Source organism: Thermomonospora echinospora (genome assembly GCF_900108175.1).
GTDB classification, from domain to species: Bacteria; Actinomycetota; Actinomycetes; order Streptosporangiales; family Streptosporangiaceae; genus Thermomonospora; species Thermomonospora echinospora.
The window spans coordinates 173,623-190,811 of the sequence record NZ_FNVO01000004.1; the positions used below are offsets into that span (position 1 = coordinate 173,623).

Genomic DNA, 17,189 nt, shown 5'->3' on the forward strand with positions numbered 1-17,189 from the left:
CAACATGACCAGAACGGGCGTGGCCGCGCAGCCGGGTGTGCTGTCGATCGGACCGCTGCGACGGATGTGGACGGCGCTGTCGCTGTCCAGTCTCGGCGACTGGCTGAGCTTTCTCGCGCTGACCGCCCTGGCCTGGGCGGTCACCTCGGACGAGGGGTTCGCCCTGCAGTCCTACGCGGTCGGCGCCGTGCTGTTCCTGCGGGCGCTGCCCACGGCGCTGCCGGCCGGCGCGGCGGCGGCCCTGGTGGAGCGGCTGGACCGGCGGACGGCCATGGTCGCCGCCGACGCGCTGCGGTTCGCGGTGCTGCTGTCGGTCCCGCTGGTGGGGCGGCTGGAGTGGCTGCTGCCGGCGGCGTTCGTCACCGGGTGCCTGGCGGTGCTGTGGCGGGCGTCCGCCACGGCCGCGATCGGTGACCTGGCGTCGCCGGACCGGGCGGCCGACGCGCACCGGCTGGCCGTGCGGACGGCCCATGGCAGCGCCCTGGGCGCCGCCGCGCTGTTCGCGCTGCTGGCGCTGCTGGCCCGGGCGGTCCTCAGCGGGGACGCCCGCGCCGACCTGCCGCTGTACGTCAACGCCGCGATCTTCCTGGTGTCGGGGGCCGCGGTCTTCGCCCTGGGCGCCGTCCCCGGCAGGCCGGCGGACGCGCCCGCGTCCGCCGGCGGTCGTGCGGCGGGCGCCTTCCCGGCCCGGCGCGGGCTCGCCGTCGCGCTGGCCGGGGTGTTCGCGGCGGGCGGCGCGGTGCTGGGCGTGGCGAAGATCTACGTGGCCACTCTGCACGGCGGCGACGCCGGGTTCGGGACGCTGGTGTGCGCCGCGTTCGCCGGCCTGGCCTGCGGGCTGTTCCAGGGGCCGCGGATGCTGGGCGACTTCAGCCGCCGCCGGCTGCTGGGCCTGGCGACGGTGCCGGCCGGGCTGGTGACCGCCGCCGCGGCGCTGATCCACAATCTGGTGGTGCTGGTCGTGCTGACCGCCGTGCTGGGCTGGATCGCCGGGGTCGCCTGGGCCACCGCGCGCACCGTCGTCCACGCCGAGGCCGAGGAGGAGGCGCGCGGGCCCGCGCAGACGTTCCTGCAGTCGCTGGTGCGGGTGGTCCTGCTGGTGGCCCTGGTCGTCGCCCCGGTACTGGCCGGCGCGATCGGGCGGCACCGCTTCGAGCCGGCCGGGGGGTCGGCCTACTCCTTCGACGGCACCAACGCCGTGCTGCTGGCGGTCGCGCTGGTGACGCTGCTGACCGGCCTGGTCGCCTACCGGCAGTTGGACGACCGGCGCGGCGTGCCGCTGGCCGGGGAGCTGTCGGCGGCGCTGCGCGGCGTCCCGTATGTCCCGCCCGGCGCCGACCCGCAGGCCGACCGCTACCGGGGCGTCTTCATCGCCTTCGAGGGCGGCGAGGGCGCGGGCAAGACCACGCAGGCGCGGCTGACGGCGATCTGGCTGCGCGACCACGGCTACGACGTGGTGACCACCAACGAGCCGGGCGCCACCAAGGTCGGCATGCGGCTGCGCGCCATCCTGCTGGACAAGGAGACCACCGGCCTGTCGCCGCGGGCCGAGACCCTGCTGTACGCGGCCGACCGCGCCGACCACGTGGCCAACGTGATCGCGCCCGCGCTGGACCGCGGCGCGATCGTGGTCACCGACCGGTACGTGGACTCCTCACTGGCCTACCAGGGGTACGGGCGGCAGCTCCCGCCCGAGGAGATCGCCGAGGTGAACCGCTGGGCCACCGGGGAGCTGCGGCCCGACCTGACGGTGTTGTTGGACGTCTCCCCGCAGACCGGCTTCGGCCGGTTCGCCTCCCCGGCCGACCGGATGGAGTCCCAGCCGATGGACTTCCACGAGCGGGTGCGCCGCGGCTTCCGCAAGCTGGCCGAGGCCGACCCGGACCACTACCTGGTGGTGGACGCCGGCCTGCCGCAGGAGGAGATCACCCGGCTGATCCGCGACCGCGTCCGCGAGATCCTGCCCGACCCCGTTCCCGCCGGAACCGAGGACATCACCAGCACGTTCCCGGCCATCGCGGACTGAGGACGCCCTAGCCTTAGGGGCCATGAGCGTCTGGGATGACCTGGTGGGGCAGGGGCCGGTCGTCGAGCAGCTGGCCACGGCCGCCGAGGCGGGGGCCGGTGCGCTGGCGGGGGACGAGCGGGCCGCCGCAGGGATGACCCACGCGTGGCTGTTCACCGGGCCGCCCGGGTCGGGGCGGTCCACCGCGGCGCGGGCGTTCGCGGCGGCGCTGCAGTGCCGGGAGGCGCCGCGGGGGTGCGGGCACTGCGCGTCGTGCCACCAGGCGTTGCAGGGCACGCACGCCGACATCGAGGTGGTGCGGCCGACGGGGCTGTCCTACGGCGTGAAGGAGACCCGGGAGCTGGTGCTGCGGGCCGCGTCCTCGCCCAGCGGCGGGCGCTGGCAGGTGGTGCTGTTCGAGGACGCCGACCGGGCCACCGAGGCGGCCGCCAACGCGTTGCTGAAGGCGATCGAGGAGCCGCCGCCCAGGACGGTCTGGCTGCTGTGCTCGCCGTCCCCGGAGGACCTGGTGACGACGATCAGGTCCCGGTGCCGGCTGGTCACCCTGCGGACGCCGCCGGCCTCGGCGGTCGCCGACGTGCTGATCCGCCGGGACGGGATCGACCCCGAGACCGCCGAGGCGGCCGCCCGGGCCGCCCAGGGCGACATCGGCCGCGCCCGCCGGCTGGCCACCGACCAGGAGACCCGCCGGCGGCGCGGCGAGATGCTGGCCCTGCCGGGACGGCTGACCGGGGTCGCCCCGGCGGTGAACGCCGCCGCCGCGCTGGTGGCCGCCGCCGAGGCCGACGCCAAGGCCACCACCGAGGAGCTCAACGCCACCGAGACCGCCGAACTGCGGCGGGCGCTGGGGGAGAGCGAGAAGGGCCGGATGCCGCGCGGCACGGCCGGCGCCCTCAAGGAGCTGGAGGACCGCCAGAAGTCCCGCGCCACCCGGGTCAAGCGCGACTCCCTGGACCGGGCCCTGCTGGACCTGGCGTCCTACTACCGCGACGTCCTGGCCCTGCAACTGGGCTCCGCGGTCGACCTGGTGAACACCGACCGCGCCGCCGAACTGCGCTCGGTGGCGTCGGCGGGAACCCCGGAGGAGACGCTGCGGCGGCTGGAGGCGATCATGGAGTGCCGCGGCCGGCTGGACGCCAACGTCAACCCGCTGCTGGCGGTCGAGGCGATGACGCTGGCCCTGCGTACCGGCTGAAAGGCGTACTGGCTGAAGGGCGTACCGGCTGAGGGCCGGGCCGGGCCGGGCACCGGGACGGCTCGGGCAGGATGGGGAGCATGCCGTATCGCGTCACGTTCGTCTGCACGGGCAACATCTGCCGCTCGCCGATGGCCGAGTGGATCCTCCGCCACCATGTGGCGGAGGCCGGGCTGGACGTGGAGGTGGACAGTTCCGGGACCGACGGCTGGCACGTCGGCGACGACGCCGACCACCGGACGGTGCGGACGCTGACCCAAGGCGGCTACCGGTCGGCGCACCAGGCGCGGCAGTTCGAGGCCGCCTGGTTCGACCACTACGACCTGATCATCGCACTGGACCGGGGCCATCTGCGCGAGCTGCGGGCGATGGCGCCGGACGCCGCCGCCCGGGACAAGATCAGGCTGCTGCGGGAGTTCGACCCGGACGCCGGCGGCGAGCTGGACGTGCCCGACCCGTACTACGGCGGCCGGACGGACTTCGAGCACGTGCGCGAGCTGATCGAGGCGGCCGTCCCCGGCCTGCTCGACGAGGTCGGCAACGCGCTCAAGGACCGCGACGGGCTCAAGGAGCGCTGAGCGATGGACCGGGCGCGGCTGGAGCAGCTGCTGGGCGTGCCCGCGGCCGAGGTCACCGGCCTGGGCACCAGCCACGCGTGGTCACTGTGGCGGGTCGTGCTGGCCGACGGCCGGGAGGTGTTCGTCAAGGCCGCCGACGAACGGTCCGGGGTCTTCGCCGCCGAGGCCGCCGGGCTGCGCTGGCTGGCGGACGGGCCGGTGCCCGAGGTGGTCGCCGCCGACGACCGCCTGCTGGTGCTGCCCTGGCTGCCGTCCGAGCCGCCCTCGCCCGGAGTCGCCGAGCGCTTCGGCCGCGAGCTGGCGGCCCTGCACACCGTCGGCGCCCCATCGTTCGGCGCCTCCTGGCCGGGGTTCATCGCGCGGCTTCCCCTGGACAACACCCCGGCCGACCGGTGGCCGCACTGGTACGCCGAGCGCCGGATCGCCCCCTATCTCCGGCTGGCCGCCCCATACCTGGACCCGGCGGAGACCCGGCTGGTCGAACGGGTGATGGCAGAAATCGAGACGCTGGCCGGGCCCGCCGAGCCGCCCGCCCGCATCCACGGTGACCTGTGGTCGGGCAACGTGCTGTGGTCGGCAGGCCGTGCCTGGCTGGTCGATCCGGCGGCGCACGGCGGCCACCGGGAGACCGACCTGGCGATGCTGAATCTGTTCGGTGCGCCGCATATGACCCGTATTCTGGCGTCCTATCAGGAGGCGAGCCCGCTCTCCCCGGGCTGGCGGGCCCGGATTCCCCTGCACCAGTTGCATCCGCTGCTGGTGCACGTGGCGCTGTTCGGATCCTCCTACCGCGGTGCCGTCGTCGAGGCCGCGCGGGCTGCGCTGCGCGCGTCCGGCTGAGGCGGGGGCGACTTTCGGGGAGCCCGGGATTGTGGATCTTGGTCATGAGATAAGACAATCTGGTCGCGACATGGAGAGGTCGGTGCGGCGGGCCCGGTGGACGGCAGACGTGCAGGACGACACGAAGGGGCCGGCGACCGTCGGGCCGCGTCCCGGCGACAGGACGGCGTCGCGCTGGTGGTCGCCGTGCTGGCCGCACTGGCCGTCGTCGCCGCCCTGGGCCTGCTCGGCGGGCGGCGGGGCCGGGACGCCGGGACCGGACGGGCCATGAGCAGAACCGATAGGCCGCGACATGGAGAGGTCGGTGCGGCGGACCTGATGGACGACAGGCGCGAACAGCGACACGAGGAATCCCCCCGCCCGGGGGGACCGGCCCCGGAGGCCGCCGGTTCCGGGAGGTCCCGGTCCGACAGGCCGTTGCTACGGGTCGGCAGCCTCGGCCCGGTGGCGACCGCCGTGGCGTTCGCCGTGCTGGTCGCCGGCGCCGTCGACTTCGTCAACGACCGGCAGAGCGGCGGGTCCGACGGCAAGAAGCCGGCCGAGAAGGTCGCCAAGACGGTCGGCAACGACAAGGAGGCGGCGCCGCCCCGCCACGTCGTGGCCATCCGCCGCGCCGGTGAGGCGGTGTCGATCCGGGACGCGCGGACCGGCGCGAACGTGGGCGTGGACGCCGCCGCCCCGCAGGGGCAGCGCTGGCACCAGGTGGCCTCGGCCGGGAACGGGTCGTACGTGCTGTCGGCCTACTCGCCCGGGCGGATCACCTTCTACCGGCTCACCCTGTCCGAGGACGGGGCGCCCCGGAAGCTGGCCCAGATCCCCGGCCTGGCGGTGCGCGGCGCGTCGTCCGCCGCCCGTTCCGACATGGCCGTCAGCGAGGACGGCAAGCGGATCGCCTACGTCGCCTACGGCGCGGGGGGCGTCGGCCGCATCGAGATCGCCTCCGCCAAGGCCGCGGACCGGCGGCAGTGGGCGGCCAGTTCGCCCGGCCGGGTCAGCAGCCTGTCCTGGGCCGGCGACACGCTGTCGTTCGTGTGGACCACCGTCCGCGGCACCGCCGTGCGCCGTCAGGTCCGTACCCTCGACACCACGGCCGCCGGCGCGGACCTGCGGGTCAGCAAGCCCGTCCTCATGCTGCCGGAGGGCGGCACCGCCGCCGTCCTGAACGGGGACGGCACCACCATCGTGGCCGGGGTCCGGGCGGCGTCGGGGCTGTCGTTGCAGGAGTTCTCCGCCGCGACCGGCCGGCGCACCAAGGTGCTGTGGACCCGCGAGGCCGGCCGGTCCGGGGAGCTGTCCGGGCTGACCCGGCACTCCGAGGGCGGTCACGTGCTCGCCGCCGGCACCGAGGAACTGGTCTACGCCGTCCCGGGCAAGGGCGTCCGGGGCGTTCCCGCGGAGGGCTACGCCGACGTGGCCTGGTGACCTGGCTCACGTTCGTCCCCGTGAGGTACGACGTAAGGTGAGGACACCAGGAGCGGCGAAGGGGTCCGGACCATGGGCATGGTGATGGCCGTCAGCTTCACCCGATACGGGCGGCTGTACTACCTCGATCCGGGCCCGCACTCGCCCAGGGTGGGTGACAAGGTGCTGGTCCCCACCGACTCCGGCCCGGAGGTGGCCGAGTGCGTGTGGGCGCCGCAGTGGGTCTCCGAGGACATCGACGGGCTGCCGGTCTGCGCGGGCCTCGCCGACGACGAGCACTTGGCGCGCGACGAGGCCAACCGGCGCCGCCGGGCGGAGGGCCGCAGCGTCGCCAAGCGCCTGATCCGCAAGCACGGTCTGCCGATGAAGGTGATCGGGGTCGACTACCTGGACGCCGACGAGGTGTTCAAGGTGTACTTCTCGGCCCCGCACCGGGTGGACTTCCGCGCCCTGGTGCGGGACCTGGCCCGCACCATCAAGGCCCGGGTGGAGCTGCGCCAGGTGGGGCCCCGCGACGAGGCCCGCCTCCAGGGCGGCATTGGCCCCTGTGGCCGCGACCTGTGCTGCGCCACCTTCCTCAAGGACTTCGAGCCCGTCTCCGTACGGATGGCCAAGGAGCAGGACCTGCCGGTCAACCCCCTGCGGATCGCGGGCGCCTGCGGCCGGCTCATGTGCTGCCTCAAGTACGAGCACCCGCTGTACGTCGAGGCGCACCAGAGGATGCCCAGGCTCGGCCAGCGGGTCGACACCCCGGAGGGCAGCGGCCAGGTGGTCGCCCGCAACGTCCCGGCCGACGAGGTCACCGTCCGCCTGGACGGAGGCCGCCGCTGCTCATGTCCGTCCGCGTCGGTCTGCTCCCCCCGCCGCCAGCACGACGCCGCCTACGGCCGCCCCGCCTCCCCCGAGTAGGCGCGTGGTCAGCCGAAGCGGCTCCGGGCAGGCGCGTGATCAGGCGAACTGGGTCTTCGGCCGTTCCTGCTTGACCCCGTCGACGTAGATGTCGACCTTCTCGTTGTAGAACGAGACCAGTCCCGCGACCTTCTGGCTCTCCGGCAGGGGCAGGCGGTAGGACCACACCACGTCCGTGTGGACCTTGTCGCCGACGCGTACCGACCAGTACTCGGCCTCGCCCTTGTAGGGGCAGTGCGTGGCCGTGTCGGTACGCTCCAGCAGGTCCATCCGGACGTGCGTCTTGGGCAGGTAGTAGCGGACCGGAAGCCCGGTCTCGAACAGCAGCCTCGGGCTGGCGGACTCGGCCACCGTCACCCCGTCCACCTCGACCCGTATGTGCCGTGAGCTCGCCAGGACGTCGACGCGGTGGTAGGGGTCACGCGGGTGCGTGAACACCTCCTCGTCCTCCTCAAACCACCCGTCCATGGCGTCCCATTCGAACCTCACCAGGTCGCGCAGCGCCTCGATCGGGGAGTCCTCGTACCGTAGCGCCGCCCCCGCCGCCTGAGCTCCGTTCGCCTTGACCGTGAACAGCCTTCCCTCGCCCCGGCTGGGTGAGCGCTTGGTCTCCCCGTCGGGCGTCAGCAGGTCGGTCCGGACGTCCTCCAGCGGAAAGTAGTAGGTGGGGTAGTAGGGCACCTCCCACACCAGAGACGGGCGGGTGGTGTCGGCGACCACCTCACCGCCGAGATACACGCGCACCCGCCTCGTGCCGGGCTCGATCCGTACTCCGCGCTCAGTGCTCATGCCCGCGCCAACACCGCGCCGGGCCCGGCTATTTCTGCGTTCCGCCCGCCTCCGCTGGACGGCTTGTCCACAGACTGCGTTTCCCCTGTTCTCAGGCGTGCAATAGGTACGACTATGGGTGGTCACGCAGTGAGACCGCACCGGGCGGCCCGCGCGACCAAGACGGGGTGGACGTTGAACGGATACGGCACGGCACGGCGGCCCGCCACGGCCGTCCGCCGGCTCATGGCGGTGCTGACGGCCTCGGCCGCCCTGGTGGCCGGATGCACCACCGGCACCAGCGAGGAGACCCCGCCGACCCCGCGCGGCCTGAAGCAGTACTACGACCAGAAACCGTCCTGGCGCGGGTGCGGGAACGGCCTGGAGTGCGCCACCGTCAAGGTGCCGCTCGACTACGGCAGACCCCAGGGCGAGCAGATCGGCTTGGCGATCGTCCGGCTGCCCGCCAGGGACCGTTCCGAGCGCATCGGCTCCCTGGTGACCAACCCCGGCGGTCCCGGCGGCTCCGGCGTGGAGTTCATCCGCCAGGCCGGCGGCCTCTTCGGCCGGGACGTGCGCGACCGCTTCGACGTGGTCGGCTTCGACCCGCGCGGCGTCGGCGAGAGCGACCCCGTCAGCTGCCTGGACGGCCCCCAGCTCGACCGCTTCTTCGGCACCGACAGCTCCCCGGACAACTCCCACGAGCTCGCCGCCTTGCGCACCGAGAGCCAGGCCCTGGCCGACGGCTGCAAGACCCGGTCCGGTCCGATCCTCCCGCACGTCGGGACGGTCGACGCCGCCCGCGACATGGACGTCATCCGTGCCGCCCTGGGCGACGCCAAGCTCAACTACATGGGCTTCTCGTACGGCACCTACCTGGGCGCCGTCTACGCCGAGCAGTTCCCCCGCAACATCCGCACGTTCGTCCTGGACGGCGCGGTCGACCCCAGGCTGTCCTCCACCGAGACGCTCATCGAGCAGGCCAAGGGCTTCGAGACCGCCCTGCGCGCCTTCGCCGCGGACTGCGCCGCCGCCCCCAACTGCCCGCTGGGCTCCGACCCCGGCCAGGCCCTCAACAAGATCGCCGAACTGCAGCGCCGGACCGACAGCGCCCCACTCAAGAGCGTCCGCGGCGACAGCCGCCCCATCAACGAGACCTGGGTCACCACCGGCATCGCCGCCGCCCTCTACAACAAGGGCTTCTGGCCGACCCTCCGCCAAGCTCTGGCCCAGGCCATCCAGAAGGACCAGGGAGACCTCCTGCTCGCTCTGGCCGACCAGATGCTCCAGCGGCGTCCCGACGGCACCTACAGCAACCAGATGGAGGCCAACATGGCCGTCAACTGCGTCGACAAGCCCAACCCGCCGGACGCCGCCGCCTACCAGAAAGAGGTCGACAAGGCCGAGAAGGTCGCTCCCCACTTCGGCAGCTACGTCGCCTGGGGCGGTCTGCCCTGCGTCTACTGGCCCGTCCAGACCAAGAAGGCCCCCCACGCCATCTCCGCCAAGGGCTCCGCCCCCATCCTCGTCATCGGCACCACCCGGGACCCGGCCACCCCGTACCGCTGGGCCCAGTCCCTGGCCTCCCAGCTGGACTCCGGCACCCTCCTCACCCTGGACGGCGACGGCCACACCGCCTACCTCGGCGGCCCTCCCTGCATCACCAAGGCCACCGACCACTACCTGCTCACCGGCACCCCACCCAAGAAGGGCACCGTCTGCCGCTGATGCACGCACCCACTCAGACCCGGTAGACTCTCTGCCGCCGCCTCCATACGGCACGCCGCCTTAGCTCAGTCGGCAGAGCGATTCACTCGTAATGAATAGGTCATCGGTTCGATTCCGATAGGCGGCTCCCAGGTCAAGGGCCCCTTGCGATCTTCCGCAAGGGGCCCTTTGCTAACAGGTCTGCTAACAGGGGCTACGCCGCCCCGCTCATCACCTTGGCGAAGACATCCGCCGCAGCGACCTCGGCGGACCGGATCACATGGACGTAGACCCGAAGTGTGATCGCCGGGTCGGCGTGGCCCAGCCGGGTGGCCACCATGTGGACGGGGACGCCCGCCGGCCCCGAGCAGCTTGCGACTACATCCAGCCCAACCCGAGAGATCAGCAACCGGCCTGGGCCACCCACCAGCCCTGATTAGGACTTTCTCTACGTTTTCAAGGGCGCCGCTACGCGCCGCCGGCCGGTCTGGCCGGGCCGGGCGTGCGGCCTCTCCGGGCCGGTCCCGGCCCGGCCGGACCGGCTTTCGGCGTCAGGGCTAGGAATCCCTGCGGAGGGCTTCGGCCTCCAACCGGGCGTTCTCTGCCTCGTCGGGACGACCCAGTTCCGAGAGGGTGATGCCGAGGTTGGACAGGGAGGTGGCGAAGTCGGGGCGGTGGCGGTCGGGGTAGGCCTCGGCCAGTTCCCGGTAGATGGTCACCGCCTCCTGGGCGACCGGCAGGGCATCGGCCGGGCGGCCCAGCGCCGAGAAGCGGACACCGAGGTTGGACAGGGATCGGGCGAGGTCGGAGCGGTGGCGGTCGGGGCGGGACTCGGCCAGCTCCCGGTAGATCGCCACCGCCTCCTGGGTGACCGGCAGGGCGGGTGCGGGTCGGCCGGTCTGAGAAAGGGTGACGCCGAGGGTATCCAGCCAGTAGGCGCGTTCGGGGGTGGGCCGGTCGGACAGGGTGTCCAGGATGCGGCGGGTGATCGCCACGTCCGTCTCGGCCAGCACCAGGGACGGGTAGGGGATGGCGTTGGCGATGGCGGTCAGCAGAGGCAGATCGGCGGGCAGGTCGGCCACGATCCGTTCCACCAGCCCCAGCAGCCGTTCCAGCAGCGGCGCCGCCTCGGGCAGGTCGACCGAGGCTCGCCCCAGCAGTGTGATCGCCCGCAATGCCTGCCGATCGTCCAAATCCGTCAGGCATGCCTCGGCCAGATCGGGTGCGGCTGACAGTTCGGCGATGGTGTGGTGTTCGGCCAGCCGGTCCGGTTGCAACGACCCCAGCCACTCACCTGTCCCCTGAGGGGAAGTCGCGGGCGGGTACAGCTCCCGTAGCCAGGCCGTCACCCGCGGCGTGGCGACTGCGTCCGGTACCCGTTCCAGCAGCCGCAGCGCCTCGTCTTTGGTCGCCGCTCCCAGCAGGCACCCGGCCGCCACGATCTGCCGCAGCACCGCCGGGGTCATCGCGTGCGGTCCGTCCAGCAGGCCCGCCCGCTGCGCACTGCCCAGCCAGTACCGTTCCTCATGACCGAGCAGCTCACCCAGCACATCGGCCAGCCGCACCCGCACCACCCCCGGGGCGGGCTGCCCCTGCTGCTGGGCCTGGAGGGCGCGCAGCACCGCCACCAGCGCCGCCGCGTGCAGATCCAGCACCCGCGCCCGGTGTCCCTCGTCCTCGACCTGCGCCCGTACCGGATGCTCCACGCCCAACGCGGCCGCGAACCTGGGAACCGCCCGCTCCACCACCTGCGCGTCCGACAGGTGCGCATCCAGCACCGCGCCCAGTTCCATCCGCACCGCATCCCCGGCGATCAGCGTCCGCACCTGGGGTTCGGTGGCCTTGAGCCGGTCCCACCACTCACCGGCACTGCGCGCCAGCAGCAGCACCCGCACCGTGCCGGTATCGGCGGCCACCTGCCGCAACAAGGCCGAAAGCCCCACCCGGGTCTCGGCATAGTCCACCACCAGCAGCACCCGGCCCCCCACGCCGGCTCGCAGCGCGGACAGCGCGGTGTCCTCGGCGCCGTCGGCCACCCGCACGCACCGCCACCCCACCTCGGCCATCCGCACGCACAACTGCACCGACAGCCGGGTCTTGCCCATCCCACCCGGCCCGGTCAAAAGCCGTACCCGCCCCGCCAAGACGTCCTCACACCAGGCGATCAACCCCGTCAGCTCATCATCACGGCCGACGAACTCCACCACCTGACGCCGCGGATCCAACAACCCCGCCGGCCCCCCGACCGGCCCGGCCAACTCCTCCAGTTCGCCCAACGCCTCACGGGTGACGGCACGCTCCTTGAGCCAGTCGAACACCGTGGGCGCGAACCCACCCGTGACCGCCCCGACCATCCCCGCCAGCCATACCAGCTTGCGATCGGTCAGCCACGCCACCGCCAGCGCCCCCACCGCGGCCAGCCCCAACCCCCACAGCACCCGCCACAGCCACCGACCCACACCCGCCATAACCGAACATCCTCGCGCCGACCACCACCAACCGTCCCGGCGACTCAGACACAATGCCTGACCACAACGTGCCACCACCGCACCAGCCGAGGCCAAGGTGCTGCCGCAGGGCCTGCGGTGCCGCTCCAGGGTGCCGGGCATGCGGCCTGTTCCGCCCGGTCCCGGCGCGCCGTGTCGACGGCGCAGCGGGCAACGTGATCATGAAAGTCGTACGAGCCTGTAGACAGCCTTAGGCAGAGCGGGTAAAGTCAGTCAATGTTGCTGCCCGCCGTTCTCCGGAACTGGCGGGCATTTGCTTTGTAGATCGGGCAGAGTGGAGCGGTGCCCGACGAACCCTCCGTAGTCGTGCTGATCGACTATCAGAACATCCATCTGACCGCCCGCGATCTCTTCGCCCCTCCGGCACCGACACCAGGGACACGCTCGTTGACCCGCTGGCGTTCGCCGAGAGGCTGGTGGAGGTCAGAGCCGAGCGTCAGCAGATCCCCGAGCAGAAGAACGCTCGGCTGCAAGCGGTCAAGGTCTACCGGGGTGCACCCCAGCAACCAGCGAGAGCCCCGGCTCTACAGCGCCAACCAGCGGCAGGCGGCCAACTGGTCGAGGGACCCAAGGGTGGAGATCACTTCCAGGACGTTGCGGTATCCGGCGAACTGGGGCGAGTCCTGGTGCCAGGAACGCCCACGCGAGAAGGGCGTCGACGTTCTTGTCGCCCTGGACGTCGTCGACCTCGCCCAGCAGGGCACCTACGACGTGGTGATCCTCGCATCACACGACACGGACATGGAACCGGCGATCGAGCGAGCGCTGTACAGAGGCCGCTCGAAGGTCGAGACCGGAGGATGGCGGGGAGCGCGCCGGCTCAAGCCCGGACGGCGGAACGTCTGGCGTGCCACCCTTGGCGGTGCCGACTTCGTCAGGGTCCGTGATCGCCGCGACTACTGGTAGCGACACGGAGGGTCGGGCCGCGCTGTCCGGCGTGTCGCCTCGGGACAATGCGGCTCCGGAGAGGCCTGAAGCATGGCTGCGAAAACGGGGAGTGCTTCCTCCCGGGTGCTGCCTTCGAGTCGTGTACGTCTGTGGGCATTGTCCGGAAATGTGTCCAATTCGGGGGAGTTCAGTCTGTCGTCGCCAGGGGGAATTGCCGGCAGTGGATGAGTCATATGTACGTCGGATGACGCCGCAATAATCCATGAATCGGCAATGGTGGTTTCAGGGTGGTATGACCGACATCATAGACCGGGGTGCCCTGGGGAAGGATCCGCGGTGTCGCCCGCTCGGTTCGGGTGCACTGTGGAGGTAATGATGTCGATCTTGCGTGCCGTTCTGACCGCCGGTGCGGTCATCGCCTTCTCGGCCGGGGCCATGTCGCCCGCCGCGGCCCGGCCGGGGGTGCCGGCCCAGGACAGGGGATTTCTGATAGCGGCCCATCAGGGAAATCTGACGGAGATCATGGCGGGCAAGGCCGCACAGCAAAAGGCGCAGGCGAGCGTCGTGCGTGCGATCGGCCAGCGTTTCGTGACGGACCACACCAGGCTCGACACGGCGGTCCAGGACGCGGCGCGGAAACTGGGCGTTTCGCTGCCCATGCGGCCGACGCAGAAGCAGCAGGCCGAATATGACCGGGTGAACGCCCTGTCCGGATCGGCGTTCGACCGGGCCTGGCTGGAGTTCATGATCCGCGAGCACCGGACGGCCATCGCCGCCGGTGAGCAGGAACTGCGGGCGGGCGTCACACCCGAGGCCAAACAGGTCGCCACGTCCAGCGCGCCGGTGATCCAGGGGCACCTGCAGGAGTTGCTGCAGGCGCAGAAGACGGTCGGAACACCGCAGGCGCAGAGGGCGACCGGAACGCCGCAGGCGCAGAGGGCGACCGGAACGCCGCAGGCGGTTCAGGCCGGAGCCGGTGGCCGGGCGGAGACCACTGGCCAGGGGGAGACCGCAGAAAACCGGCGGTCTCCTGCACTCGGTTACGGTCTGCTCGCCGCAGGCCTCCCCGTCACCGTCGGCGGCTTCCTGCTGTGGCGGCGCCGGGCGTTGCGAAAGCGCTGAGGATCACACAGGTGCGGTGAGCGTCCTGCCCGGCATGACGCTCACCTTCTGTGGTGCAGGCATGGCCGTGCCTCTCACCGCAGCGGTACCCCCGCAGACCGTGGACGCCGGCACGGTCCCGAGGGCCGACCGGCCGGAAACGCCCCTGATCGAAGTGTGACGGTCGGGTTCTCGGTGCGGGCCCGGCGAAGGGGGCCGGCGACCAGAACTGGCGAAGAGGAAAGATCGGCCTTCCGTGAACGGAAGGCCGATCCCGCCTGACCGCCTCCGGCGCCCGGCCATGGTGTTGTCGGTCGCCAACAGGGACGCGGCACGCCCCGCCGCGGTGCGCATGAGACCGCCACACCTCAATGAGACGACCGGCGTATCCGGTAACAAGTCCCGTCGGTCGAACCGGAGATCCCTGCCCTCCGGCTCCGGGCCCGGGTACGTCCTGTCGGCGTCCGGCCCGACAGGGCTCTAGAGACTCCCTCCTCTCCGCGCGGCTTGGGCTGGTGGCGAGGCGGAGCCGGACCCGGCTCCGCACAGGGCACGGTGGTCGTCGCCGGGCATGTGGACACCGTCGAGGAGGAGCCGGGAGCCCTGTTCTCACTCGTACGCCTGCCACTGGGCAGCCAGGCTCGTATCCGCAGCGTCGACGGTCGGGCGCACGATCACCGGGTCACGGCCCGGCGCGCCCACCCCAACGGCGACTGCCTGCGTCGGTGCTCACTCCACTGGAGCCGCCTCGACCGGCGCTCATCACCTGCACCGGCGCGTTCGATCGTCACTCGACCGGCCGCTCCGGCAACCTCGTGGTCTACGCCATGAGAGGCTGACCCTCTGATCGGGCGAGCAGACGGGTCATGCGCACCGGACTCTGAGTGGTGGTCCCCGGCAGAGCAGCGCCATGGCCTCTCCTCGGCGGAGTTCACGCAGGAGAGGCGTACTCTGCGGAAGGCGGGCCTCGGCCTGGACGAGGACGTCCTGCTCGATGACCTTGCCGGGCGGCCCTGGCTCGGAGCCCACGTACGACCGGCCTCCGTTGCCGACGGGCCTCCACCCGGTACGCATCCGGAGAGCCGAATCCGGCCAGCTGGCCGGGCGTTCGGGACGTCCGCCGGGTCCGGGCGATGTTCTGGCTGGTCAGTGGGGGGTTGCTTACCCTCAGATACCAAACATCCCAACCAATCCGATGAGTCTCCTTGAACTGTTCATCGGTTTATCGCCTCTGATCGGGTTTGGAGTCGGTCCGAGCGGGCGATAGTAAAGGATGAAAGGTTGGGACGAATAGAACCAGGCTAAACGGTGGTTCTGCCAACCCTTCGGAATGGTCAGGGTGCTCAGCAGGTATGTCCGGGCCCCGGACCTGGAGACCAGCCGCCCCGCGGCCTCGACCAGGGAGAGCACCATGGCAGACCACTGGCCGCCGACCCGGCCCTGGCCTACGACAGGCCAGGAGTACGGGCAACTCGTCGTGATCGAGCCCACTCCGCCCGACGGATGGCGCAGCAACAAGGTGACCATGTACCTCCGCGAGGCCTCCTACAAGGTCATGCAGAGCGCGTTCGACGGCGCCGGCATCGGCTGGCAGTCCTGTCTCGTCCAGGCTCGGGGGAACGGCGCGCTGGTGCTGGTACCCGCGCAGACACCGCCGCAGGCGTCGGCCGAGCCACTGATCACCGGGCTGGCCGCGGGGATTCGCGCGCACAACCGGCTGCACAACGAGTCGGCCTGGCTGCGGATGCGGATGGCCGTGCACATGGGCATCGTCTGCTTCGATCCGGCGGGGCCCGCGGGACGCGCCGTTCAGCTGGCAGGTGCGCTCGTGGATTCGGCAGAGTTCGCCGGCGCTTGTGCGGACAACTGCGCCGAACTGGGATTCATCGCGTCGGACCAGGTGTACGCGGAGGTCCTCCGGGAGCCGGGCCTGCTGATCGAGCCCGAGATGTACCGGCCGATCAAGCTGGTCGCCCAAGGGGAGCGGATCCTGGCGTGGACCTACTTTCGTCCGTCTCCGCCCCGGCCCGGTGTGACCCGGCCGTATCCGGTGAAGGAAGGCGTCGGCGGTGATGCGAGAGGCTGGGACGCCGACGAGGTCGCCTGACGTCCGGACACGTGGACGACGACCTGCCGGCGGAGCCGTGCCGCCGCTCGTCTCGCGGAAGGAAGCGGACGGCGGCAGGGTGCCGGCCGGAACACGGGATGCCGCGGTAGCCGGACCTGACGGGTTTCACCGGCTGCCGGTGCGGCCTGGGACAGCCATCGGCCGCAATGGGTCTTCTGACCGTTCGGCGATAGCCAGACCGACGTTGTGACCTGCGGCTCCGGCTGCTCGCCCCGGGTGATGCCCACCGGTCCGGCATCGGCCCCGCAGGGCTGACAGGCCGAGTTCAGGTGCCTGGGTGGCGGGATATCAGGGGAAGCAAATTGACGGCGGTCAGGAGCATTCCCGTGGCCATGGCCAGAATCGGCTCGGGACGGGTGCCGGACGGATGCCGCGGCGATTCCATCGGTCTCTCGGCGTCCGGCGCCTGCGATGCGTTCTCGACCAGGGTGAAGCGGATTTTCTGGTTCTTCCGGTACGTGCGGGCGTCCGGAATGCGGCGCTGGAAGACGGCGCCGGACGGCCAGCGTTCCTTGTCGACCCGGATCTCCGGTTCAGCCGAGCCGTTCGGCGGGCGGAAACCGAGCCTGCGGTAATAAGCGTGCAGGTCCAGGTTGTCCCGCCAGACGTCGATCCGCAGCAGCGTTGCGTCGTATTCGCGGCGGCCCTCCTGGGCCGCCCACTCCAGCAGGGCGGCGCCCAGGCCATGGCCGGCGTACTTGCGGCTGATCACCAGCCGGTGCAGGTAGACGGCGCGTTCGGCCAGTTCGTCGGGACGCCACAGCAGCGGGTTACCCTCGTCCGTCATGGACACCGTGGCCACCGGGACGGTGCCGTCCCGGACGATCCAGGTGGTGCCGGTGCGCAGGCCGTCGAGGATCCGCTGCCGGCGGGACTCCTCGTCGGGCCATGGCCGCGCCCACTGATCGGTGTCCTTCAGCCGCAGCCACTGTGACGCCTCGTCGATGAGCCCAATGACGGTGTCCACGTCCGGGCCCGCAGTGGCACGGTACACAATGAATTCTTGGATGGACATTTCTCCGAAAACGCGTGAATAGGCCTGGGGTTGAAAAGGTAGGCCCCAGGTGTCGGCCGGTCCCTGATGGCAATGAGGAAAGTTGTTCATGCTAGCCCGACCGGG

14 protein-coding genes and 1 tRNA gene are annotated in these 17,189 nt (G+C 71.6%); 11 read left to right on the forward strand and 4 right to left on the reverse strand.

The genetic code is table 11. The features are described from left to right. Positions 1–4: 4 nt before the first annotated feature. From tmk to C4U03_RS11020, 6 genes are all read left to right on the forward strand, one after another. The gene (tmk, locus tag C4U03_RS10995; protein ID WP_103937635.1) at positions 5–2,026 is read left to right on the forward strand and encodes a dTMP kinase; all 2,022 of its coding nucleotides are present in this window, start codon (positions 5–7) and stop codon (positions 2,024–2,026) included. 22 nt (positions 2,027–2,048) lie between these two features. Continuing rightward, entirely contained in the window at positions 2,049–3,221 is a 1,173-nt protein-coding gene (locus C4U03_RS11000) for a DNA polymerase III subunit delta' (protein ID WP_103937636.1), read from the forward strand. Positions 3,222–3,301: 80 nt separating this feature from the next. Next, positions 3,302–3,799, forward strand: coding sequence for a low molecular weight protein-tyrosine-phosphatase (locus C4U03_RS11005; RefSeq protein WP_103937637.1), 498 nt, complete (start codon positions 3,302–3,304; stop codon positions 3,797–3,799). A gap of 3 nt (positions 3,800–3,802) precedes the next feature. Continuing rightward, positions 3,803–4,639, forward strand: coding sequence for a fructosamine kinase family protein (locus C4U03_RS11010; protein ID WP_103937638.1), 837 nt, complete (start codon positions 3,803–3,805; stop codon positions 4,637–4,639). 444 nt (positions 4,640–5,083) lie between these two features. Further along, on the forward strand, positions 5,084–6,061 hold the full coding sequence (locus tag C4U03_RS11015) for a hypothetical protein (protein ID WP_146087337.1): 978 nt from the start codon (positions 5,084–5,086) through the stop codon (positions 6,059–6,061). 72 nt (positions 6,062–6,133) lie between these two features. Beyond that, positions 6,134–6,970, forward strand: coding sequence for a PSP1 domain-containing protein (locus C4U03_RS11020; RefSeq protein ID WP_235017766.1), 837 nt, complete (start codon positions 6,134–6,136; stop codon positions 6,968–6,970). A 39-nt stretch (positions 6,971–7,009) separates the two neighbouring features. Here C4U03_RS11020 and C4U03_RS11025 read toward each other — a convergent pair whose 3' ends face one another. Beyond that, the gene (locus tag C4U03_RS11025) at positions 7,010–7,759 is read right to left on the reverse strand and encodes a DUF427 domain-containing protein (RefSeq protein WP_103937640.1); all 750 of its coding nucleotides are present in this window, start codon (positions 7,757–7,759) and stop codon (positions 7,010–7,012) included. A gap of 174 nt (positions 7,760–7,933) precedes the next feature. Here C4U03_RS11025 and C4U03_RS11030 point away from each other — a divergent pair, with 174 nt between their 5' ends. Together C4U03_RS11030 and C4U03_RS11035 are read left to right on the forward strand one after the other, a co-directional pair. Beyond that, positions 7,934–9,466, forward strand: coding sequence for an alpha/beta hydrolase (locus tag C4U03_RS11030; RefSeq protein WP_235017767.1), 1,533 nt, complete (start codon positions 7,934–7,936; stop codon positions 9,464–9,466). Between the two features lie 54 nt (positions 9,467–9,520). Then, positions 9,521–9,593 (forward strand) — tRNA-Thr (locus C4U03_RS11035). Between the two features lie 66 nt (positions 9,594–9,659). Here the strand turns inward: C4U03_RS11035 and C4U03_RS41750 are convergent. Next, a complete protein-coding gene (locus tag C4U03_RS41750; protein ID WP_235017768.1) occupies positions 9,660–9,854 on the reverse strand; it encodes a hypothetical protein in 195 nt (64 codons plus the stop codon). 148 nt (positions 9,855–10,002) lie between these two features. Continuing rightward, positions 10,003–11,913 (reverse strand): tetratricopeptide repeat protein, encoded by a 1,911-nt coding sequence (locus C4U03_RS42450; RefSeq protein ID WP_103937641.1) that lies wholly within the window; start codon positions 11,911–11,913, stop codon positions 10,003–10,005. A gap of 531 nt (positions 11,914–12,444) precedes the next feature. On the opposite strand from C4U03_RS42450, the gene C4U03_RS11050 reads away from it, so the two are divergent. The 3 genes from C4U03_RS11050 to C4U03_RS11060 all read left to right on the forward strand — a co-directional run bounded on the left by C4U03_RS11050 (position 12,445) and on the right by C4U03_RS11060 (position 16,048). Then, positions 12,445–12,858, forward strand: a complete 414-nt coding sequence (locus C4U03_RS11050; RefSeq protein WP_327372550.1) for an NYN domain-containing protein — start codon at positions 12,445–12,447, stop codon at positions 12,856–12,858. A 354-nt stretch (positions 12,859–13,212) separates the two neighbouring features. Next, positions 13,213–13,962, forward strand: a complete 750-nt coding sequence (locus C4U03_RS11055; RefSeq protein WP_160146964.1) for a DUF4142 domain-containing protein — start codon at positions 13,213–13,215, stop codon at positions 13,960–13,962. Positions 13,963–15,352: 1,390 nt separating this feature from the next. Then, complete coding sequence (locus C4U03_RS11060) at positions 15,353–16,048, forward strand: hypothetical protein (RefSeq protein ID WP_146087338.1); 696 nt, start codon at positions 15,353–15,355, stop codon at positions 16,046–16,048. Between the two features lie 286 nt (positions 16,049–16,334). Here C4U03_RS11060 and C4U03_RS11065 read toward each other — a convergent pair whose 3' ends face one another. Next, positions 16,335–17,036, reverse strand: coding sequence for a GNAT family N-acetyltransferase (locus C4U03_RS11065; protein ID WP_160146965.1), 702 nt, complete (start codon positions 17,034–17,036; stop codon positions 16,335–16,337). Positions 17,037–17,189 lie beyond the last annotated feature (153 nt).